Annotated in this window: 23 protein-coding genes and 1 other RNA gene; 11 read left to right on the top strand and 13 right to left on the bottom strand. The window is 60.8% G+C overall.

Annotation, left to right across the window (positions count from 1 at the left end):
- Positions 1–9: 9 nt before the first annotated feature.
- The 3 genes from GGD46_RS26270 to ffs form a co-directional block, all read right to left on the bottom strand.
- Positions 10–333 carry a YbaB/EbfC family nucleoid-associated protein gene (locus GGD46_RS26270; RefSeq protein WP_047635820.1) on the bottom strand — a complete coding sequence of 108 codons (324 nt, stop codon included), beginning with the start codon at positions 331–333 and terminating at the stop codon, positions 10–12.
- A 105-nt stretch (positions 334–438) separates the two neighbouring features.
- Entirely contained in the window at positions 439–2,316 is a 1,878-nt protein-coding gene (locus GGD46_RS26265; protein ID WP_184709561.1) for a DNA polymerase III subunit gamma/tau, read from the bottom strand.
- A gap of 68 nt (positions 2,317–2,384) precedes the next feature.
- Positions 2,385–2,481, bottom strand: an RNA gene (ffs, locus tag GGD46_RS26260) — signal recognition particle sRNA small type.
- A gap of 91 nt (positions 2,482–2,572) precedes the next feature.
- Here ffs and GGD46_RS26255 point away from each other — a divergent pair.
- The 6 genes from GGD46_RS26255 to GGD46_RS26230 all read left to right on the top strand — a co-directional run bounded on the left by GGD46_RS26255 (position 2,573) and on the right by GGD46_RS26230 (position 6,075).
- Positions 2,573–2,983: an HIT family protein gene (locus GGD46_RS26255; RefSeq protein ID WP_184709560.1), complete on the top strand. Its 411-nt coding sequence runs from the start codon at positions 2,573–2,575 to the stop codon at positions 2,981–2,983.
- Positions 2,980–3,939 carry an NAD(+) diphosphatase gene (gene nudC / locus GGD46_RS26250; RefSeq protein WP_184709558.1) on the top strand — a complete coding sequence of 320 codons (960 nt, stop codon included), beginning with the start codon at positions 2,980–2,982 and terminating at the stop codon, positions 3,937–3,939. Before GGD46_RS26255 ends, nudC begins: the two co-directional genes overlap by 4 nt.
- A 13-nt stretch (positions 3,940–3,952) precedes the next feature.
- Complete coding sequence (locus tag GGD46_RS26245) at positions 3,953–4,639, top strand: YafY family protein (protein WP_184709556.1); 687 nt, start codon at positions 3,953–3,955, stop codon at positions 4,637–4,639.
- A gap of 82 nt (positions 4,640–4,721) precedes the next feature.
- Positions 4,722–4,958 carry a hypothetical protein gene (locus GGD46_RS26240; protein ID WP_246806488.1) on the top strand — a complete coding sequence of 79 codons (237 nt, stop codon included), beginning with the start codon at positions 4,722–4,724 and terminating at the stop codon, positions 4,956–4,958.
- A 208-nt stretch (positions 4,959–5,166) separates the two neighbouring features.
- Positions 5,167–5,535, top strand: coding sequence for a VOC family protein (locus GGD46_RS26235; RefSeq protein WP_184709554.1), 369 nt, complete (start codon positions 5,167–5,169; stop codon positions 5,533–5,535).
- Positions 5,536–5,676: 141 nt separating this feature from the next.
- Positions 5,677–6,075, top strand: a complete 399-nt coding sequence (locus GGD46_RS26230) for a VOC family protein (RefSeq protein WP_184709552.1) — start codon at positions 5,677–5,679, stop codon at positions 6,073–6,075.
- Positions 6,076–6,169: 94 nt separating this feature from the next.
- Here the strand turns inward: GGD46_RS26230 and GGD46_RS26225 are convergent, their stop codons facing one another.
- Positions 6,170–7,024 (bottom strand): prephenate dehydratase, encoded by an 855-nt coding sequence (locus tag GGD46_RS26225; protein WP_184709550.1) that lies wholly within the window; start codon positions 7,022–7,024, stop codon positions 6,170–6,172.
- A 39-nt stretch (positions 7,025–7,063) separates the two neighbouring features.
- The gene (locus tag GGD46_RS26220; protein ID WP_184709548.1) at positions 7,064–7,819 is read right to left on the bottom strand and encodes a 3-deoxy-manno-octulosonate cytidylyltransferase; all 756 of its coding nucleotides are present in this window, start codon (positions 7,817–7,819) and stop codon (positions 7,064–7,066) included.
- 151 nt (positions 7,820–7,970) lie between these two features.
- Between GGD46_RS26220 and GGD46_RS26215 the strand changes: the two genes are divergently transcribed.
- The gene (locus GGD46_RS26215; protein WP_184709546.1) at positions 7,971–8,546 is read left to right on the top strand and encodes a cytochrome c family protein; all 576 of its coding nucleotides are present in this window, start codon (positions 7,971–7,973) and stop codon (positions 8,544–8,546) included.
- A gap of 81 nt (positions 8,547–8,627) precedes the next feature.
- On the opposite strand, the gene GGD46_RS26210 is transcribed toward GGD46_RS26215, so the two are convergent.
- Both GGD46_RS26210 and GGD46_RS26205 read right to left on the bottom strand, forming a co-directional pair.
- On the bottom strand, positions 8,628–9,785 hold the full coding sequence (locus GGD46_RS26210; protein WP_184709544.1) for a patatin-like phospholipase family protein: 1,158 nt from the start codon (positions 9,783–9,785) through the stop codon (positions 8,628–8,630).
- Positions 9,786–9,906: 121 nt separating this feature from the next.
- The gene (locus GGD46_RS26205) at positions 9,907–10,851 is read right to left on the bottom strand and encodes an AEC family transporter (RefSeq protein WP_184709542.1); all 945 of its coding nucleotides are present in this window, start codon (positions 10,849–10,851) and stop codon (positions 9,907–9,909) included.
- A gap of 401 nt (positions 10,852–11,252) precedes the next feature.
- Between GGD46_RS26205 and GGD46_RS26200 the strand changes: the two genes are divergently transcribed.
- On the top strand, positions 11,253–12,245 hold the full coding sequence (locus GGD46_RS26200; protein WP_184709540.1) for an adenosine kinase: 993 nt from the start codon (positions 11,253–11,255) through the stop codon (positions 12,243–12,245).
- A gap of 108 nt (positions 12,246–12,353) precedes the next feature.
- Here GGD46_RS26200 and GGD46_RS26195 read toward each other — a convergent pair whose 3' ends face one another.
- Complete coding sequence (locus tag GGD46_RS26195; RefSeq protein WP_184709538.1) at positions 12,354–12,965, bottom strand: cadmium resistance transporter; 612 nt, start codon at positions 12,963–12,965, stop codon at positions 12,354–12,356.
- 190 nt (positions 12,966–13,155) lie between these two features.
- Positions 13,156–13,695: an SH3 domain-containing protein gene (locus GGD46_RS26190; protein WP_184709536.1), complete on the bottom strand. Its 540-nt coding sequence runs from the start codon at positions 13,693–13,695 to the stop codon at positions 13,156–13,158.
- A gap of 191 nt (positions 13,696–13,886) precedes the next feature.
- Here GGD46_RS26190 and GGD46_RS26185 point away from each other — a divergent pair, with 191 nt between their 5' ends.
- A complete protein-coding gene (locus GGD46_RS26185) occupies positions 13,887–14,888 on the top strand; it encodes a 2-hydroxyacid dehydrogenase (protein ID WP_184709534.1) in 1,002 nt (333 codons plus the stop codon).
- Positions 14,889–15,031: 143 nt separating this feature from the next.
- A complete protein-coding gene (gene murA, locus GGD46_RS26180) occupies positions 15,032–16,345 on the top strand; it encodes a UDP-N-acetylglucosamine 1-carboxyvinyltransferase (RefSeq protein ID WP_184709532.1) in 1,314 nt (437 codons plus the stop codon).
- Between the two features lie 26 nt (positions 16,346–16,371).
- Here murA and GGD46_RS26175 read toward each other — a convergent pair whose 3' ends face one another.
- From GGD46_RS26175 to recF, 3 genes are read right to left on the bottom strand one after another with little or no spacing between them, the layout of a single operon-like run.
- Entirely contained in the window at positions 16,372–16,842 is a 471-nt protein-coding gene (locus GGD46_RS26175; RefSeq protein ID WP_184709695.1) for a GNAT family N-acetyltransferase, read from the bottom strand.
- A gap of 5 nt (positions 16,843–16,847) precedes the next feature.
- Complete coding sequence (locus tag GGD46_RS26170; protein ID WP_184709530.1) at positions 16,848–17,618, bottom strand: molybdopterin-synthase adenylyltransferase MoeB; 771 nt, start codon at positions 17,616–17,618, stop codon at positions 16,848–16,850.
- A gap of 36 nt (positions 17,619–17,654) precedes the next feature.
- Positions 17,655–18,782, bottom strand: coding sequence for a DNA replication/repair protein RecF (recF, locus tag GGD46_RS26165; protein WP_184709528.1), 1,128 nt, complete (start codon positions 18,780–18,782; stop codon positions 17,655–17,657).
- A 179-nt stretch (positions 18,783–18,961) separates the two neighbouring features.
- Between recF and GGD46_RS26160 the strand changes: the two genes are divergently transcribed.
- On the top strand, positions 18,962–19,765 hold the full coding sequence (locus GGD46_RS26160; RefSeq protein WP_184709526.1) for an APH(3'') family aminoglycoside O-phosphotransferase: 804 nt from the start codon (positions 18,962–18,964) through the stop codon (positions 19,763–19,765).
- Positions 19,766–19,854: 89 nt separating this feature from the next.
- Here the strand turns inward: GGD46_RS26160 and dnaJ are convergent, their stop codons facing one another.
- Positions 19,855–21,000, bottom strand: coding sequence for a molecular chaperone DnaJ (dnaJ, locus tag GGD46_RS26155; RefSeq protein ID WP_184709524.1), 1,146 nt, complete (start codon positions 20,998–21,000; stop codon positions 19,855–19,857).
- Between the last annotated feature and the right edge of the window lie 53 nt (positions 21,001–21,053).

Genomic DNA, 21,053 nt, shown 5'->3' with positions numbered 1-21,053 from the left:
GCTCCAATCTCAGAACGGCAGCTTGAAACCGGGCGGGATCGGCAGGCCGGCGGTGAGTTCGCGGGTCTTTTCGGCAGCGATTGCCTCGGCCTTTTCCTGGGCGTCCTTGTTGGCTGCGACGATCAGGTCTTCGAGGATCTCGACATCGTCTTCCTTGAAGAGCGAAGGGTCGATCTTCAGGCCGAGCATCAAGCCCTTGCCGTTGACGGTGACAGTGACGAGGCCGCCGCCGGCCTTGCCTTCGACGCGAATGTCGGCGATTTCCGACTGCATCTTCTCCATCTTGGCCTGCATTTCCTTCACTTTGCCCATCATGCCCATGATGTCGCGCATCGTCATTGGTCCTTCTTCTGCGTGTTTCTATTCCCATCGGCCACGATCTCTCGCCAGCCGCCGCGGTTGTTTAGCCGGGCGGGTCCGATGTCACCCATCTTACCCTTAGAATTCTATATCGTCGCCCGGAAGAATATCGCCATCGACGGATTCGGCGATGGCGGGAGCAGCGGTCTGCTCTTCTTCCTCGTCCACGTCGGGCGCGCGGGCGCGAACGTCGATGATCTTGGCGCCGGGAAATTGCGACAGGATCGCTGCGACATCCGGGTCCTGGCGGGCATCGGCGACGCGCTGCTTCTGCGCGTTCGCTTCGGCCTCCACCAGCGTCGGTTCGCCTTCGTCGCGGCTGAGGCTGACGATCCAGTGAATGCCGGTCCATTCCTTGAGCTTGACGGCAAGTTCGTTGAGCAATGTCCCCGGGGCACCAGGCGTCAGGTTGACGTCGAGCCGGCCCGGCTCAAGCTTTACCGGTCGAACGAAAGTGCGCACCAGCGCCTTGATCTTCGGATCGCGCTTCTGGCCGGCAAGCTCGGCGATATCGGCCATAGAGTTGACCGCCACCAGCGGCTTCGGCGCCTGGGCAGGTTTCGATTCGATACGGCCGACGGGTTGTGAATCCGGTTGCGTATTTGGCACGGCGCGCAGCATGGCGACCGGTGCGGAAGGCGTCGGCCTCGGTGCCGGCGTTTCCACTGCCCTTGCCACGGCGCTGCCCTGATAGGAAACCGAGGCGCCACCGCCATTACCGATGGGCGCGCCGGATGGCGGTCGCGCACCGCCATTGTTCTCGGAAAACTCAGCAAGCCTGCGTGCGGCGTCTTCAGGCGCCGGAAGGTGAGCGGCATGCGCCAGCCGGATCAGCACCATTTCAGCAGCGCCTGCGGTGCGCGAGGCATTTTCCGTTTCGGTAATGCCTTTGAGCAGCATCTGCCAGATGCGCGACAGCGCCGTCACCGCCACGCCCTGAGCGAATTCCATTGCTTTCGTGCGTTCGACTTCGCTCAGCGACGGATCGTCGGCGGCGTCGGGCACATATTTGAGGCGGGTAACGAGATGGGTGAAATCGGCAAGGTCGGTCAATACGACGACAGGATTGGCGCCGGCCTCGTACTGGCTGTTGAATTCGGCAAGCGCTGCCGAAACATCGCCTTTGACGATATGGCCGAACAGATCGACGATGCGGGCGCGGTCGGCAAGCCCAAGCATCGCGCGCACTGCGTCTGCCGCGACGAAGCCGCTGCCATGGGCGATGGCTTGGTCGAGCAGTGACAGGCCGTCGCGCGCCGAACCTTCGGCAGCACGGGCGATCATGGCGAGCGCTTCCGGCTCAGCCGCGATGCTTTCCTTGCCGGCGATGGTGGTGAACAGCCCAACGAGATCCGAAGCGCTGATCCGGCGCAGGTCGAAGCGTTGGCAGCGCGACAGCACCGTGATCGGAACTTTACGGATTTCGGTCGTGGCGAAGATAAACTTCACATGCTCCGGCGGCTCTTCCAGCGTCTTCAGCAGGCCGTTGAAGGCGGCCGTCGACAGCATGTGCACTTCGTCGATGATATAGACCTTGTAGCGGGCCGAAACCGGACGGTAGCGCACCTGCTCGATGATCTCTCTGATATCGTCGATACCGGTGTGCGAGGCGGCGTCCATCTCGATGACGTCGACATGCCGGCCTTCCATGATCGCCTGGCAATGTTCGCCGGGTTCGCGCAGGTCGATGGTGGGTCGATCGATCGAAGCGGTCTTGTAGTTGAGACCGCGCGCGAGGATGCGGGCCGTTGTCGTCTTGCCAACGCCGCGCACGCCGGTCAGCATATAGGCCTGCGCAATACGCCCGGTCTCGAACGCGTTGGTCAGCGTACGAACCATCGGCTCCTGGCCGACCATCAGGTCCGTGAAGTCCTTGGGTCTGTATTTGCGGGCCAGCACCCGGTAACCGGTGCCGGTCGAGGCGGCATCTTTTGCTTGTCGCTCGCTGTCGCTCATCGCCCTGCTTATTTGCCCGGTGCCCTAGCTTATAGCCCGGCGAAAGCCGGGTCTTGCTTTCAGAAAGGGTGGGAGGCTGGCACGATGACCCGTGCCGGGCTCGTTAGGGCTGCTTCCTTCCGGACCTGACCCGGTTGGCGAGTGGCTCGTCCACCACCAACCTCCCGGATGCACATATCGGCAATATCGCCATCAAAAGCAAGCCAAGGTAAAAAAAAACTGCTAAACATTTGAAAAAACAATGGAGGATGCCCCCTTGAAGGAGTTCGCGCTCGACGATCGCCTGGCCAATGACAGCGTTTCCGTCGCCATTATCGGCCTTTGCGACGTACGGCTGATGAAGGATCGCCGCTGGCCCTGGCTCGTGCTGATCCCCCGTCGCCCCGACAAAGCGGAGGTTTTCGATCTGACACCACTCGACCGGGTCCTGCTGACCTTCGAAACGGATAAGGTCGCAAGCGCGCTGAAGACGCTGACAGGTGCGACAAAAATCAATGTCGGGGCACTTGGAAATATTGTCCGTCAGCTGCATGTTCATGTCATCGCGCGGTTCGAAGGTGATGCCAACTGGCCAGGCCCGGTCTGGGGCTATGGCAAGGCGGAACCCTATTCGGATGAAGACATGAACAGCCTCATAGCCAAGTTGCGGGAAACGCTTTCACAATGAGCCATTCCATCTTTTCCTCGGATGCGCCGCATCCGGAAGCCAGCAGCCTCACCGCCTTTGCGGAAAATCAGCTCGACCGGGATGCCGAGCATCGCGACGAGGAAACGATCAAGCACGCGCTCGCCAAGGAAGGCACGCATATCCTGGCCTTCGCTCAGGACCGGCTTGTTTTGAAGCATGACGGCCAGGTGCTCGATCCCCTGTTCGCCCGCTACGAGCTGCAGGGGCTTGATCCGAACTGGGAGGAAGCCGTCCTGCTCGGTTACCGCAAGACCGGGGAGCCGCGACTGGCCGTGCCGGTAGGCATCAATGCAGATGAACTCGCCAGCCAGTACAAGCCGGCTGACATGCGTTCGCTGTGGCGCGATCTTCTGCTGGAGGGAGAAATCCTCGGCGAGGCGGCGCAAGGCATGAGCCTCATCCGTTGGAACAGCGACAATCGCTTCTGCGGCCGCTGTGGTTCGGTCATGGAAAGCCGCATCGGCGGCTATAAGCGGGTCTGCACGGCTTGCGAACATACGATTTTTCCGCGCACCGACCCTGTGGTCATCATGCTTGTCGTCGACGAGGAGCGGAACCGCTGCCTGCTTGGCCGCAGTCACCATTTCGCGCCCGGCATGTACTCCTGCCTTGCCGGCTTCCTGGAGCCGGGCGAAACCATCGAGAATGCCGTACGCCGTGAGACGTTCGAGGAATCGGGCATCCATACCGGCCGCATACGCTACCATGCGTCGCAGCCCTGGCCGATGCCTCATTCGTTGATGATCGGCTGCTATGCCGAGGCGAAGTCGACGGAAATCCATATGGATGGGGCAGAACTCGACGATTGTCGCTGGTTCACGCCGGAGCAGACGCTTGCCATGCTCGATCGCGTCTCTGCATCAGGCAACACCTCTCCGCCCAAGGGCGCCATCGCCCATCGTCTGATGCGTGATTGGGTGGAATGGAAGCGCTAGGTCTTACTTCGCCATGGCCCGCTCGGAACGATTGCTGACGCTGTTGCAGACGCTGCGGCGCTACCGCCGGCCGGTGAGCGGCGCGGTGCTTGCCGAGGAAACCGGCGTCAGCCTGCGCACGCTCTACCGCGATATCGCCAGCCTGCAGTCGCAGGGCGCTGTGATCGAAGGCGAGCCCGGTATTGGTTACGTGCTGAAGCCGGGCTTCATGCTGCCGCCGATGATGTTTTCGCAGGACGAGATCGAGGCATTGGTTCTGGGGTCACGGTGGGTGGCGCGCGCAACCGACGCCCGTCTGGCCGCAGCCGGAACCGATGCGCTTGCGAAGATCGCCGCGGTGCTGCCCGCGGAGATGCGCGAGGCGATCGATCAGGCGGCTGTCGTCGTCGGCACGCGGCGCATCACGGAGGACAAGGCCGACCTTTCCCTGATGCGCAAGGCGATTCGCACAGAGCGAATGGTGCAATTGACCTATGGCGACGTGAACGGCACGATTTCCACCCGCCGCATCTGGCCCTTTGCGCTCGGCTATTTCGACAATTCGCGCATCGTCATGGCCTGGTGCGAGCTGCGCCAGGACTATCGCCATTTCCGCGCCGACCGCATCGTTGACTTTGCCGTGCTGGAGGCGCGCTACCCGCGCCGCCGAGTCGCACTCGCAAGGGAATGGCAGGCCCGAGAGGGCATGATCCATAATTAAGCTGCCGGCGTAACGCTACTGCCAGAAACTGTCAGCAGGCCTGGTTATTATCGGACCATCCAAACAGGAAGGAGGACCGATCATGGCAAGCAACGTTTTCACCATGACGAAGCAGGCACATCGCGACGGCATCGAGGCGCGCGCAGACAGGAACATTCTTATGCCGGTATGGCCGGCTCGCCTCTTGCAGGCTGCGAGCGGCTATTTCAGCCGCCGCTGGAATCGTCTCGATCTCGACGAAACGCCGAATTCCGTGAAGCGCGATCTCGGCTTTCTCGACGGCCATGCCCCTTATCGCGAGGAAGACCGGATGCGCTAAGGCATCTCGCACTTCTGCGATAACGACATCCGCAACATCAAAATCCCAAGCGCAGGAAGCTGATCCAAGGGTCGCGATGCGCATTGGGAACGCATGTCAGCAAACACCTGACCGACCATCGACAGATCTTTCCCCGGCGGGCCGCGCAAGACCCGCCGGACCGCCTACCCATGCCCCAATATCCATCTCAACCAAGAGGAATGTCCAAATGATGACCCCGAATCTCATCGTCTTCTACGTCAAGGATCCTGCCGAGAGCGCACCGTTCTACCGTGATTTGCTTGGCCACGAGCCGACCTTCTCATCGCCGAATTTCGTGGCCTTCTCGCTCGAAAACGGCTTCAATCTCGGCCTGTGGCGCCGCAGCAGCGTAGAGCCGCAACCTTCCGCCATCGGCAATCGCGGCGAGCTGGGTTTCATGGTCGAAGGCGCCGGAGCGGTCGAAAAGCACTATCAGGATTGGAAAGCGAAAGGCCTGCCGATTGCGCAGGAACTGACGACGATGGACTTCGGCCCGACCTTCGTCGTGCTCGATCCGGACGGTCATCGCCTTCGTGTTTGTGAGCCGGATAAATAAACTTCATCGACGGATGAGCCGCGGCATCTGCTGACGGCTGTGCCTGGGAAACCGATCGCCCGCAACATGCTGTTGGGGGCGATCACTTTTGCCGGGCTAGAGGTGAATATTAGGGAAACGATTTGGCCGCAGGAGGCTCAATTGCTGCATCATATTTCTTTCGGGGTCTCGAATATCGAGCGGGCGGCAGCGTTCTATGACGCCGCATTTGCACCATTGGGCTATGTCCGGGTCTGGGATGATCTGAACCCTGGCGATCCTGATCAGGCCGTCGGCTATGGTCCGCCGGGCGGTGGCGATAAATTTGCCATCAAGTTGCGGGGTGATGCGGCAAGCCCGCCGGGCTTGGGCTTCCATCTTGCCTTCTCAGCGCCAAGCCAGGAAGCCGTCGTGCTGTTTCATGACGCTGCCTTGGCGCATGGCGGCACAGACAACGGGCCGCCGGGCCTTCGGCCGCATTATGCGCCGGATTATTTCGCCGCCTTCGTCGTCGACCCCGACGGATATCACATCGAGGTCGTTGCCAGGGACGCGGGGTGATCTGGCGCCTGCGTCGATTGCTCGTCCTTAGTCTGACGCTCAAAGCTGGCAGAGTAAGGCGTCAACGGATGGCCGGCCCCTCAAGCTATGAAGCTTAGAGCTTTCCACGCATCGGATGGCCCTTGTAGACGCCGAGGATGCGAACTTTTTCGGAGAAAAACCGCAACTCTTCCAGTGCGCGGCGCACATGCGCATCCGAAGGGTGGCCCTCGATATCGGCATAGAACTGCGTCGCTACAAAACGGCCGCCGAGCTGGTAGCTTTCGAGCTTCGTCATGTTGATGCCGTTCGTCGCGAAGCCGCCGAGCGCCTTGTAAAGCGATGCCGGGATGTTGCGCACGTTGAAGACGAAGGTCGTGACGATCTTTTCGTCCGGTGTGCTGCGTTCCGCCCAGTTCTCGTCGCGCGAGAGCACGACGAAGCGCGTCATGTTGTTTTCGGTATCCTCGACATTTTCCGCGATGATTTCGAGACCGTAGAGATCGGCTGCCAGCCGCGGCGCCAGCGCTGCCATGCTGCGGTCGCCGGTTTCCTGCACCAGCTTGGCGGCGCCGGCTGTATCGCCGGCGATCACAGGCTTCCAGCCATTGGCACGCACGATATTGCGGCACTGGCCAAGCGCATGGATATGGCTGTGCACCGTGCGGATCTCTTCTTTCTTCACGCCCGGCAGCACCATCAGCTGGAAGCGGATCGGCATGAAATATTCGCCGACTATATGCAGGCGCGAATCCGGCAGCAGGTGGTGAATGTCGGCGACACGTCCGGCTATGGTGTTCTCGATCGGAATCATGCCGAGATCGGCCTCACCATTGTCGATGGCGGAAAAGGCATCCTCAAAGGTCTGGCAGGGCAGCGGCTCCATGGTCGGGAACATGTCACGGCTCGCCATGTCGGAATTGGCGCCATAGTCGCCCTGGAAGGAGATCTTGTTGGTCTTGGTTATCATTTAACTGCCTTTTGGGGGGACTGCCTTTGGGGGATGCCGTCAGAGAGAGGCGGCGGAAAGAATGCGTCGGGCCTTTTCAAGGTCCTTGGGAGTATCGACACCGAGCGGAACCGTGTCAACGATCTCCACATCGATGCGCATGCCGGCTTCTAACGCCCGCAGCTGCTCAAGCGATTCGCGCCGTTCCAGCGTCGATGGACCGAGGCTGACGAATTTCTCGAGGGCCGAGCGGCGATAGGCGTAAAGGCCGATGTGATGATAGAGCGGCCCGTTGCCGTAAGGGGCGGTGGTGCGGGTAAAATAGAGCGCCCGCAGGCGGCTGTCAGAGATCGGCGACCCCACAACCTTGACCACGCTCGGCAGGGTCTTTTCTTCCTCGTCCTTGATTTCGACGGTGAGCGTCGCGATGTCGACGGCCGGATTTTCGAGCGGGCGCAGCGAGGCGCGAATGGTCTCGGGATCGATCGTCGGCAGGTCGCCCTGCACGTTGACGACGATCTCGGCACGGCCATGCGGATCCGCGGCCTGCAGGGCCTCATAAATGCGATCCGAGCCGGATTGATGGTCGCCCCGCGTCATCACCACGTCGAAGCCGGCATTGGCCACTGCGTCGTAGACATTCTGATCGTCGACGGCGACGATGATGCGACCGATCGCCGCCTCGCGCGCGCGCTTGGCAACCTGTACGATCATGGGCAGGCCGCAAATGTCAGCAAGCGGTTTGCCGGGCAGGCGGGTGGAGGCCATTCGGGCAGGAATGAGAACCAGCGTCTTGTCTAAATTTGGATCTGTCATTCTTGGGCCTTCTATTCCTGCGGGAAAAGTGTCAAAACGTCTCACGGTGGAGGCCGTTTACAGAGTTGCAAGAAACAGCCAAAAGACATAGGTTTCGCGCGAATTCAAGATGGGCCGGCTGAGGATGCTGGCGGCGAGGGGAGCATAGCAGATGAATTCATCCTACGTGAACATGGGAGTCGGGGCACTTTTGGCCACGCTGTTCGTGTTGAAGTCCGTGTCGCTCGCGTCAGGATTTATTTTCCATTCAGAAACACCGGAAAAGCCGGGCTTCGCCATCGTCGCTGCCGAAGAGCCGGCTGGTGGCGAGAAGGGCGCGGCCGCCAAGCCGGATACGCCGATCGCTCAGCTGATGCAGAAGGCTGATGCCAAGGTTGGTGAAACGATCTTCAAGAAGTGTCAGGCCTGTCATTCCGGAGAGAAGGGAGGGCCGAACAAGGTTGGCCCCGATCTCTGGGGTATCGTCGACCGCCCTGTTGCCGAGCATGAAGGCTTCGCCTATTCGGCCGGCATGAAGGACTTCTCCAAGGGTGGTTCGCAGAAGTGGACCTACGATCACCTCTATCATTTCCTGGCTTCCCCTAAGAAGTTCGTCGCGGGAACCGCGATGGGCTTTGCCGGTCTGCCGAAGGAAGAAGATCGTGCCAACGTGATCGCCTATCTGCGCACGCTTGCCGATACGCAGGTGCCGCTGCCGGATCCGAACGCGCCGGCTGCCACCAACTAACGCAGTCCGTGAACGGTTGATCAATTGAAAACCCGGCCGCAAAAGCCGGGTTTTCCGTGTTCGCGAATCAGGGTTTGCGAATCACGTCGCGTGCCGGCGCGAGCGGGTTCTTTGGTCGAGATCGAAGACCTTCAACCCGTCTTCAGCGCTTGGCGGTTTGCGCCAGTCCTCCGCTATCAGCGCCTTTCTGGCATCGCGCAAACCGGCCTCCCAATGCTCGTGCATCGATAGCGACGAGAACTCGTAATCCTTGGAGTGCGAGCGGAATTGTTTGTTGCGATAGATGAGATGGATGATGGTGACGCCGTAGTCCGAGCAATGCTGCTCCAGCTTCTTGATCTCCGGATCGGCCTTGGCCTCTTCGGGAAGCCGCGCATAAAGCTCCGATATGGCGCGGCGTAGGCGATGACGCTCCAGGAAAAGATCGGTGTTGAGGCGGGTACGGCTGGAATAGGTGATGTCCTTGCGGCGCTCCTCGACCTCCTCGAGATCCTGCGGCAAGGGGCCGACTGCGCTGAACAGATCAACCTGGAACACCACCGTATCGACGCCCGCGCCATTGCGCAGCACGTAGGTCAGCGGCGTATTGGAGACGAGGCCGCCGTCCCAGTAGTATTCGCCGCCGATCTTGATGACCGGAAAGCCTGGCGGCAACGCGCCGCTTGCCATGATATGCTCCGGCGCGATCTTGATGTCCCTGTTGTCGAAGAAGGCAAAATTGCCGGTTCGCACGTTGACGGCGCCGAGGCTCAGCCGCACCGGGCCATGATTGATTCGGTCGAAATCGACGTGGTCGAGCAGGGTCTGGCGCAGTTGCTCGGTATCATAGATGCTGGTTGCGCCCGCCGAGCCGCGTGCCTGGAACCAGGCTGGGATCGCCCGAGGGGAAAAGAAGCCGGGTGCCCCGAAGGTCGACACCCACCAGCTGCTTACCGAGCGATAGAAGGGATTGGTCTCGCGCCGATCCTGCATCAGCATGTCGACGGGAAGCTGAACGGTGATCTTGTTCCAGAAGGAGCGCAGCTTCTCGAGCCTCTCCCCCGGTACGTTGCCGGCCATGATGGCGGCGTTGATGGCGCCGATCGAGATGCCGGCGATCCAGTCCGGGTCGATATTCTGCTCTCTGAGCGCCTGAAAGGCGCCGGCCTGATAGGAGCCGAGAGCGCCGCCGCCCTGGAGGACGAACACCTTATGCGAATAGGCCGATGCGGGATTGGTAAGCGGAGCCGCAATATTCATGTGCCATCCTTTGCTGCGCTCCGGATGGGAAGGCCGGGATGCGCAAAATATATGACCATTTTCCTGCCTGCCTCTCCTTTTGCGGAGAGATGCTTTTTCGATCGGCGACCTTGAGCCTGCGCTAAGCGAGCAGATAGGCCCAAAGCGACACTGAGAATGCCCCGAGCGCTGTCGTCAGCGTGATGGTCGAGGCGGCGAGACTGTGACCGACACCGAAGCGATTGGCAATCAGCCAGGCGTTCACACCTGTAGGAACTGCGGCGGTGAGTACGAGTGCGGTGCGCCATTCCGGGCTCAAGCCCAGCAGATGGCCGGCCGCTAGCACGCAGGCCGGCAACAGAAGGAGCTTGAAGGCCGAGATGACGCTGGTGATACCGAGATTGCCCGAGAGGCCGTATTGACGCAGCGCCATGCCGAGCGAAATCAGTGCCGCCGGACCCGCGATACTGGCGATGCTGTCGATGACGGTGGCAAGCGTCGAGGGGATGCGAAGGCTGGTCAGATGAACGATCAGGCCGCAGAAGAGCCCGATGACCAGAGGATTGCGGATGAGATTCCTGCCGACTTGTTGCAATAGCTTGGCGGTGCTGCGGCCGGTCCCGCCATTCTCCTTGCGCTCGGCCTGCTCCATCAGCAGCGTGCCGGCGATCATCATTGTGGGAAGGTGCACGGCGATCAGGATCGACATGGCCATGACGCCGTCAGGCCCGACCGTGCGGCCGACGAGAGGCAGGCCGATGAAGATCGTATTGGCAAAGGCTGAGGAAACACCGGCCAGCACGCCGACGCGCGCATCCCGGCCGAAGAACCGTGTGGCGACGACATGGCCGGCGGCCCAGGTGACGGCGACGCCGGAAAAATAGGCGACCCACAAACGAAACGGTGACGCGCCGCGAAAATCCGCGTCGGCAATCGTCCGGAACAACAGGAGCGGCACGGCGATTTTGAAGACGAACTCGCTCATCGCTTCGCCGACATCGGCTTTCAACAGTCCAGTGCGCACGATGACCCAGCCGACGAGAATCAGCAGGAAGATCGGAAGAACGTCGGTGAAGATTTCGGACATGCCGGACGCGGGGGTATGACAATCGTGACTTCGAGGAACTGGACCCGAAACTTGTAGCAGCTTGCCCAGGGGTGGAAACCCGCAAAAAACAAAAAAGCGGGCATTGCCCGCTCTTGTCGATCTCGTCCCGAAGGGCGGTCCCCCCGGTGCACATGCCGCCAGTTCATCCGTGGTCGGCCCGCGTACCGGCGAGGCGGAAGGCATCATTCCTTCCCAAGCTGGCTTGAAGCCTTGTGAGCTTCTCATCCCAGCCGCTTGATAAGCATTTAAAGATAGAAAGTGACAGGCTAATGACTGACTGGAATTTAGTTGGCGCCGCAAACGCTGATTTTTCTTCCAAACTTCGCAAAAACCGATAATACCGGATACCGGCTATCACCAATACCGGGACCCTCCTATAGATGACTCGCTTCGATGTATTGACCGTTGGCAACGCCATCGTCGACATTATCGCCCGTTGTAACGATCAGTTCTTGATCGACAATCAAATCACCAAGGCCGCGATGAATCTCATCGACGCCGAACGCGCCGAACTTCTTTATTCGCGCATGGGGCCGGCGCTTGAAGCTTCCGGCGGCAGCGCTGGAAACACGGCAGCGGGCGTTGCCAATTTCGGCGGCAAGGCTGCCTATTTCGGCAAGGTCGCGGAAGATCAGCTCGGAGAGATCTTCGCCCACGACATCCGTGCCCAGGGCGTCCACTACGAAACCAAGGCCAAGGGCACTTTCCCGCCGACAGCCCGTTCGATGATCTTCGTGACCGAGGATGGCGAGCGTTCGATGAACACCTATCTCGGCGCTTGCGTCGAGCTTGGTCCGGAAGATGTCGAGGAAGATGTCGTCGCCGATGCGAAGGTGACCTATTTCGAAGGCTATCTCTGGGATCCGCCACGCGCCAAGGAAGCTATCCGCGAATGCGCCCGCATCGCCCATGCGCATGGCCGCGAAATGTCGATGACCTTGTCCGACAGCTTTTGCGTCGGCCGCTATCGCGCCGAATTTCTTGATCTGATGCGCTCCGGCACCGTCGATATCGTCTTTGCCAATAGCGACGAAGCCCTGTCGCTCTACGAGACCGACGATTTCGAAAAGGCGCTGACCCTGATCGCGGCCGATTGTAAGATCGCCGCCGTAACCACGGGCAAGGACGGTGCCGTCATCGTGCGCGGCAACGAACGCTATGTCGTCGATGCTCATCCGATCGAGGAGCGCGTCGACACGACCGGCGCCGGCGATCTCTTCGCCGCCGGCTTCCTGTTCGGCTACACGCAGGGCCGCAGCCTTGAAGATTGCGCCAAGCTCGGCAATCTCGCCGCCGCGACCGTCATCGAACAGATCGGCCCGCGTCCGATGCAGTCGCTGTCGGAAAAGGCGAAGACCTTCGGTCTTCTCTGACCGGGTTCAACTTTCGAAATTTTCCTGGTTACAGGTAAATGAAGCCGCCCTTCGAGAGATCGACGGGCGGCTTTTCGTTGTGATCGCGCAATACACGGCTTACCGGCGCTAGCTCCAGAAAAAAACCACGGTCCCGGCTTCGTAAAGGATGAGGACGCCGATCGCGATCAGCACGAACGGCACCACTCTGTACCCGTGCCGCCTGATCGGCGCGCCAAGTTTCGGATGATTGACAAGAGCATGGGCCACGCCAAGCCACACGGCCGTCAGAGCCGCGAAGACGCAGCCGAAGGCGAGGATCTCATAGGCGGAGCGCGTGGCGAAGAGCGGCGTATAGACGCTGATATTGTCGCCGCCATTGGCGATCGTCACCAGGGCGACAGCCACGATATTGCCGTGCCCCGCAGATGCCTTTTCATGGTCTTCAGGATTGTCGTCGGTGTCGATGCCGTTCCAGATTTCCCATAGCCTTTTCAGGCCGAAATAGATCGGCGCGAGGCCGAGAAGGCCGATATAGGCGGCGGGAACGACGAACACCAGCAGCGAGGCGAGGACGCTGAAGCCAAAGAGCGCGGCAATTCCCAGATACTGGCCGATGATGATCTGCCTCACCCGGAATTTCGGATCGGCGAAAAAACCCAGGAGAACGAAGAGATCGTCTACATCTGTCGATGCGAATACAACGATCGCAACGCCCAGAGCGCCTAGTAGATGGTCCAAGACACAGATCTCCTTTTCCGATGCGGGGATATATCATCGCGCCGGAAAAGTCGCGCGTCTGCATTCATCTTGGGATGTCTAGAGCAACTCCAGCAAAAGTGCGCAGCGGTTTTGCGTCTGGAATTGCTTAAAAACAAAGAGATAGAGCATTTCCGCGACTCCGGTTCACATGGAAATGCTCTAGGGAATGCTACTTGAAGGCTTCGCCAGGATAGGCGCCCCAGATCTCGGACTGAGCCACCCAGCCCTCGGTGCTGTCGGCGGTGACGAGGCACCAGTTGCCGGTGCATTCGCGGACACTCATCATCACACCCGGCTGAAGCTTGGCGATGACCGTGCCGGATGGCTGGGCTTCGCGGCGCATATTGACGAAAACAGCCTTGCCCTTGCCCTTCATCCACGGCGCGGCGATGGCCGAGCGTTGGCCGGACAGTAGCGATTGGTTGACCCAACCCTCGGTGCCGTCAGCGTCGCGGACGCGCCGCCAGTTATCGTATTCCTGGATGATTTCGACCGGCAATCCCTGCTTGAGATAGAGCCATGACACGGCGTAATCGGAGCTCGGTCCAATGCGCAGATTGACCCGTTTGGATTTCAGCGTGACGAAGCGCGGCAACGGCAATCCGCTCGGTCCCTTGGCAGCCTGGGCGGCGGCAAGGTCGGTTGTTGCAAAGGCCATTATCAGGCCTATTGTAAAAATAGCGCAGGACTTCAATACTTTGCCACGCATTGGATTTCCGTTCGTTCGTCATGACGAAGGCGTTGTTTTCGTCGCCTCTTCGCTCCGGCCAGCGGCAAATCCTCGGATCGCGTGAGCGAGTTTTGTTTGTCTTCGCCTACGGGTCTGGTAGAAATGCCCGGAACGGGAAAATTATCCTGCTTCTTGGTTAAGAACATCTGAACAAGGCATCGCCGCTCGCCATGACGACGAAGAAAAAACCGAAGGTCTACGTCACGCGCAAACTGCCGGATGCGGTGGAAACGCGAATGCGCGAGCTTTTCGATGCCGAACTCAACATTGACGATCGCCCGCGCACCAAGGATGAATTGATCCAGGCTGTCCGCGTGGTCGATGTGCTGGTGCCCACCGTTACCGATCGCATCGATGCCGAGGTGATCGCCGAAGCCGGTCCGCAGATGAGGCTGATCGCCAGTTTCTCCAACGGCACGGATCACATTGATGTCGAAGCCGCTGCCCGGCGCGGCATCACCGTCACCAACACGCCCAATGTTTTGACCGAAGATACTGCCGATATGACCATGGCGCTCATCCTCGCCGTGCCGCGGCGGCTGGCGGAAGGTGCGCGTGTGTTGACCGACCACCCCGGGGAATGGGCCGGATGGTCGCCAACCTGGATGCTCGGCCGGCGCATTCACGGCAAGCGCATCGGCATCGTCGGCATGGGGCGCATCGGCACGGCAGTTGCTCGCCGTGCCAAGGCATTCGGCCTTTCGATCCACTATCACAACCGCAAACGGGTCAATCCGGCGACCGAGGACGAACTCGAGGCGACCTATTGGGACAGCCTCGACCAGATGCTGGCGCGGGTCGATATCGTCTCCGTCAATTGCCCCTCGACACCGGCTACCTATCACCTGATCTCGGCTCGCCGCCTGGCGCTGCTGCAGCCGACGAGCTACATCGTCAACACGGCGCGAGGCGATGTCATCGACGAAGCCGCGTTGATCAAGATCCTGCGCGAAGGCAAGATCGCCGGCGCAGGACTCGATGTGTTCGAAAACGAACCGGCCGTCAATCCGAAGCTGGTGAAGCTTGCCAATGAGGGCAAGGTGGTGATTCTCCCGCATATGAGCTCGGCCACGCTCGAAGGCCGTATCGATATGGGCGACAAGGTCATCATCAATATCCGCACCTTTATCGATGGCCATCGCCCACCCAATCGCGTGCTGCCGTTTCGGTAACGAAGGCGTTCTGATTCCTCGGCCGAAATGAGGCAGGCATACGCCGCTTCAAAATAGATCTTCCTTCTCTCCCTCTGGTCATGTGCATGTCACAAAGCCGGCCCAGAGGTGGCGGCAAACATCAATCAAGAAGGGCGGAAACGATGGCGCGTGCGCTGCCGCATGAGCGGATTCAGTATGTGGTCGAGGGCGGCTTCAAGCTGTCGGGCGAGATCGAACCGAGCGGTAACAAGAATGCCGCATTGCCGATCATCGCCGCTTCGCTTTTGACCGATCAACGCGTCGAACTCAGCAACGTGCCGCGTATCCGTGATGTTGAGGCCTTGGTGGAGCTGATCCAGTCGGTTGGCGCCAAGGTGCGCTGGCTCGGCCGCAACGAGCTTGAAATCGAAGCGCGGGAGCTTCGCCCCGCCAATCTCGATCCCGATCTCTGTGCGCGCATCCGCGCTTCCATCCTGCTCGCCGGTCCGATGCTGGCGCGCTGCGGCGAGATCACGCTGCCGCCACCCGGCGGCGATGTCATTGGACGCCGCCGGGTCGACACGCATTTCCTCGCGCTGGAGCAGCTCGGCGCCAAGATCGAGGTCAATAGCGTCTACAGCTTCCGCACGGAAGGGCTGCGCGGCGCCGATGTCTTCCTCGATGAGCCATCCGTGACGGCAACGGAAAACGCGCTTTGCGCCGCTGTTTTCGCCGAGGGGACGACGATCCTGCGCAATTGCGCCTCCGAGCCGCATGTCCAGGATCTCGCGCGGTTCCTGATCGCCATGGGCGCTCGCATCGAGGGCGTCGGCACCAACATGATGACCATCCACGGCGGCCAGCGGCTCGGCGGTGCATCCCACCGAATCGGCCCTGACCATAACGAGGTTGGCTCGCTGATCGGCCTTGCCGCCGTCACCGGCTCGGCAATCAGCATTCGCCGCGCCGGCGTCGAGCATCTGCGCTCCACCCTGATGACCTTCGAGCGCCTTGGCATCCGCTGCCAGATCGACGGTGATGATCTCATCATTCGCTCCGGGCAGGAGATGAAGATCCAGCCCGATTTCGGCGGTCATATTCCAAAGATTGAGGACCAGCCCTGGCCGGCCTTTCCCGCAGACACCATGTCGATCGCCATCGTCACGGCCTCGCAATGCGACGGTGTCGTGCTGATGTTCGAAAAAATGTTCGAAAGCCGCATGTTCTTCGTCGACAAACTGATCGCCATGGGCGCTCGCATCGTGCTTTGCGACCCGCATCGCGCCATCGTCGCCGGCCCCTCCAAGCTGAAGGCGGCCCAACTCGAAAGCCCCGACATCCGTGCCGGCGTGGCCATGTTGATCGCGGCGATGTGCGCCGAAGGCACGAGCATCATCAACAATGCCCAGCAGATCGAGCGCGGTTACGAGCGCATCGAGGAACGGCTGAATGCCATGGGTGCTCGGATCACCCGCATCCCGCCGCGCGAAGCTTAACCGCTCTGCTTATCGCTGAAGATGCGTCAGGCGATCGTCTTGCGCATCTCGATCGATGTCGTCCGATCAAAGCCAGGATGGCGGCTTTCGGCCGTCTTCACAAATCCCCAGCCTGCGAAAGTCGTGTGATTCTCGGTTAGTTCGATGCGCGTTTCGAGCCGCAGGGTCGTGAGGCCAAGATTGTTCGCGGCCGTCTCGGCCATCGCCAGCAGGCGTCTGCCGACGCCCTTGCGCTGCGCGCCCGGCAGCACGGCAAGCTTGCCGATATAGAGGGTGTCAGGCTCTGCGCGGCAAAATATACAGCCGGCTATCTTGTCGTCGTCCATGGCAATAAATCCGAGCTCGTTGCGCGCTTTCTCCTTGAGAGACTGCGGCGTCAGCGAGAGCGCCGAGGAGGGCGGATCGATCCGGCCGTTCATATAGGCGAAAGAAGTGAGAATGAGGTCGAGCAATTTGCTCCAGCGATGAAAGCTGTCATCCAGACGCTGAATCACCAGATCGCTCACTCAGCCGCCGCCTTGGCGCGCTTGCGCCGATAGCGAACGGTTTCGAATCGCGCGGCGAGCGCATCGTAAAGCAGCAGTCGGCCAATCAGCGGTTCGCCGATGCCGGTGATAAGCTTGATTGCTTCCATCGCCATCAGCGTGCCGATGACGCCGGTCAAGGCGCCGATGATGCCCGTTTCGGCGCAGCTGGGAATGAGGCCCTGTGGGGGAGGAGCCGGGAAAAGATCGCGATAGCGCGGATTGGCTGCGCCATCGGCGTCGCTTTCATAGGGTTTCAGCGTCGTCACGGATCCATCGAATCGGCCGACAGCGCCGGTCACCAGCGGCAGGCGCGCAGCCTCGGTCGCATCGGCGGCGGCATAACGCGTATCGAAATTATCCGAGCCGTCGATAACGAGATCGAAACCGGCAAGGTGCCTGGAAGCCGTATCGAGCGAAAAGCGCTCCTCGAAGCGGATGATTCGCACATGAGGGTTGAGCCTGGCGATGGCGTCGGCTGCACTTTGCGTCTTCAATTCGCCGATCGTGCCGGTGTCGTGGATCACCTGCCGCTGCAGGTTGGACAGCGAAACCCGGTCGTCGTCGGTAATGCCGAGCGTACCGACCCCGGCTGCCGCGAGATATTGCAACACCGGGGCACCGAGGCCGCCTGCGCCGATGACCAGCACGCGCGCAGCCTTCAGCTTTTGTTGGCCGGCCCCACCGACTTCGGGCAGCAGGATGTGGCGCTGATAACGGGCGATTTCGTCTGGTGTCAAAGGATCCATGGAAGCGATCCTATCATGATCAGCGAGTTTGAGATGCTAGGATTTTGAAATGCCGCCATGCGAAACGGTAAAGAATTGCGCCCGCTCGCCAAGCGCCGAGAACATGGATCTGTCCGTACCGGTCATGAAGGCCTGCCCGCCGAGCCCGTCGATGAGGTCGAAAAGTGCGGCGCGCCGGCCCTCGTCGAGATGAGCGGCGATTTCGTCCAGCAGCAGGATCGGAGCGTAACCCGTCAGATTGCCCACGAGACGAGCATGGGCAAGAATCAATCCAACCAAAAGAGCTTTTTGTTCGCCGGTGGAGCAGCGCTCCGCCTCCATGTCCTTTTCGCGGTGACGCACCAGGAGATCGACCCTGTGCGGCCCATCCAGCGTGCGGCCGGCCGCGGCATCGCGGTAGCGTCCGTCGCGCAGCATCGCGGCATATTGATCTTCCAGATCGACGGCCGGGCGGTCGAACTGGCCGTCGAGAAAGCCTGACAGGTCAAGCGCTGCCGAGGGGAAAGGTGTCGCCTCGCGCGTTTCGGCGATCAGCCGCGCCAGGAGCCCGAGCATTTCCTGCCGCGCGATTGCCATGGCGATGCCGAGGCTTGCCATCTGCTCCTCAATGCCGGCAAGCCAGGAGGGATCGAATCGGCCTTCCGAAAGGAGCTTGTTGCGGCTGCGCATGGCGCGCTCGAAATCGCTGGCGCGGCGGCCATGGGCCGGATCGAGCGATAGCACCAGCCGGTCGAGAAAGCGGCGTCGCTCCGAAGAGCCGCCGGTAAAGAGCCCGTCCATGGCCGGCGTCAGCCAGAGGACACGCAAATGATCGGTCAGCTCGTCGACGGTCTTCGCCGGCGTTCCGTTGATTCGCAGTTTGCGGGCGGTTGATTCGTCCGTGGTGTCGATGCCGGTGCCGATCTCGACGACGCCATCCATGCCGTCCAGCTCGGCAAAGATCGAAAATCCACCCGGAGCATGGACGCGGGTAGCGTCGGTGTAGGCGGCCCGGCGCAGGCCGCGGCCGGGCGATAGCAGCGAAACCGCCTCCATCAGATTCGTCTTGCCGGCGCCATTGTCGCCGGTCAGCACCACATGCCGCTCGTCAAACGTCAGCGCCGCCGCCGCGTAATTGCGGAAGTCCGTGAGCTTCAGGCGCGAGATGAAAACCTTGTCCGGCATTGGTCTTTGAGATTCGTGTCGTTGGCCGAGGCGTATGCCGAACCCCGCCCAAGTGCAAGGTTTTTGCCGCTTTCTTGGTCGCCGATCAGCGCGAAGGCATCACTTGGCTCAACCTCTGGTGCCGGGATGGGGCGCTCCCTATATGGCCTTGCCTGAAGACACGGTGAATGGGGGCTCAAATGGACTCTGCAAAAGCGCTGCTCGCGCATACGCGCGCCGACTGGACGCGCGTGAAGGAAGGCGAATCGGGTGATCTCGTCTATCGGCGTGGGGATGGCCGCGCCTATGCAAAAATCGCGTTGCCGGCACACCTGGCTGATCTTGCCGGCGAACGCGATCGGCTGCTTTGGCTTCAGGGCAGGGGGATCGCCGTTCCCGAGGTCATCGATTGGCAGGAGGCTGAAAATGGTGCGTGTCTGATCATGACGGCAATCCCCGGCGTGCCCGCGGTCGAATTGGATGGCGATGCCCTGTTGAAGGCCTGGGCTTCGATGGCGCGGCAACTCCGGTCTCTTCACGAGCTGCCCGTAGACGACTGCGCTTTCGATCGCAGCTTGTCGATCATGTTCGCGCGGGCGGCGGATGTGGTCGCAAGACATGCGGTGAACCCGGATTTCCTGCCGCCGGAAGACCAGGGCAAGCCAGCCGTTGAATTGCTTGATCGTGTCGGGCGCGATTTACCTGTCCGGCTTGCTCAGGAGGCTGTCGACAAGGTTTTCTGCCACGGCGACGCCTGTATGCCCAATTTCATAGTCGATCCGCATAGCCTGCAATGCACCGGCCTGATCGATCTCGGGCGTGTTGGAAAAGCGGACCGCTATGTCGATCTTGCGCTGATGATTGCCAATGCCGGGGAAAGTTGGGCAACGCAGCAGCAGGCCGATCGGGCCCTCACGATCCTGTTCGAAACACTGGAAATCGTGGAACCGGATCGCGAGCGCCTCGCCTTCTATCTTAAGCTCGATCCGCTCACCTGGGGCTGATTCGCGGTACCGAATATGATTCGCCCGCCCAAACAAAAAATCCGACCGAATCATCGGTCGGATTCATGTGAAACACTTTGATTTGCGAATCAGTCGCTGAAGGTGTCGAAGAAATCCTTCATGCGGGCGAAGAAGCCCGTTGATTCGGGATTGTTGTCCTTCGAAGAGATCTGCTCGAATTCCTGCAGCAGCTCGCGTTGGCGCTTGGTGAGCTTCTGCGGCGTCTCGATCTGGATCTGGATATAGAGGTCGCCGACCTGGCTCGAGCGCAGTACCGGCATGCCCTTGGCCTTCAGGCGGAATTGCTTGCCGACCTGCGTTCCCTCGGGAACGGTGACGCGAGACTTGGTGCCGTCGAGCGTCGCCACGTCGAAGGTGCCGCCAAGTGCAGCCGTCGTCATGGAGATCGGCACGGCGCAATAGAGATCGGCGCCATCGCGCTGGAAGAACTCATGCGGCTTGACGGAAAGGAAGATGTAGAGGTCGCCCGAAGGTCCGCCGCGTTGACCAGCTTCGCCTTCGCCCTGCAGACGGATGCGCGTGCCGTCTTCGATGCCGGCCGGGATGTTGACGGAGAGCGAACGCTCCTCGGTCACGCGGCCCTGACCATGACATTTGCTGCAGGGATCCGGAATGATCTGGCCGCGGCCATGGCAGGTCGGGCAGGTACGCTCGACGGAGAAGAAGCCCTGTGCGGCGCGCACACGGCCGGAGCCCTGGCAGGTGCCGCAGGTTTTCGGCTGTGTGCCTGGTTTGGCGCCCGAGCCGGAACAGACGTCGCAGGTAATGGAAGTCGGGACGCGGATCTGCGCCGTCTTGCCGCTGAAGGCCTCTTCGAGCGAGATTTCCATGTTGTAGCGAAGATCGGCGCCGCGTTCGCGACCGCCGGAGGAGCGTCCCCGCGAGCGCCCGCCACCCATCATCTCGCCGAAAATATCCTCGAAAATATCCGAGAAGCCGCCGCTGCCGAAACCGGCGCCAAAGCCGCCGCCACCGCCCATGCCACCATGCTCGAAAGCAGCGTGGCCATAGCGGTCATAGGCTGCGCGCTTCTGCGGATCCTTGAGCGTTTCGTAGGCTTCGTTGATTTCTTTGAACTTCCGCTCGGCGCTGCTGTCGTCCGGATTCTTGTCCGGGTGATATTGCATCGCGAGCTTGCGAAAGGCGCTTTTCAGCTCTTTCTCGTCCGCCGTCTTGGAGACGCCCAATGTCTCGTAAAAATCCGCTTTTGCCATTCAGCATTCGACCCCGGAAATGGATTTCCGGCTGCCCGAAGGCAGCCGGATCA

The organism is Martinezella lusitana (genome assembly GCF_014207095.1).
Lineage (GTDB): Bacteria > Pseudomonadota > Alphaproteobacteria > Rhizobiales > Rhizobiaceae > Rhizobium > Rhizobium lusitanum_B.
This window is presented reverse-complemented; position numbering and strand designations above follow the sequence as displayed.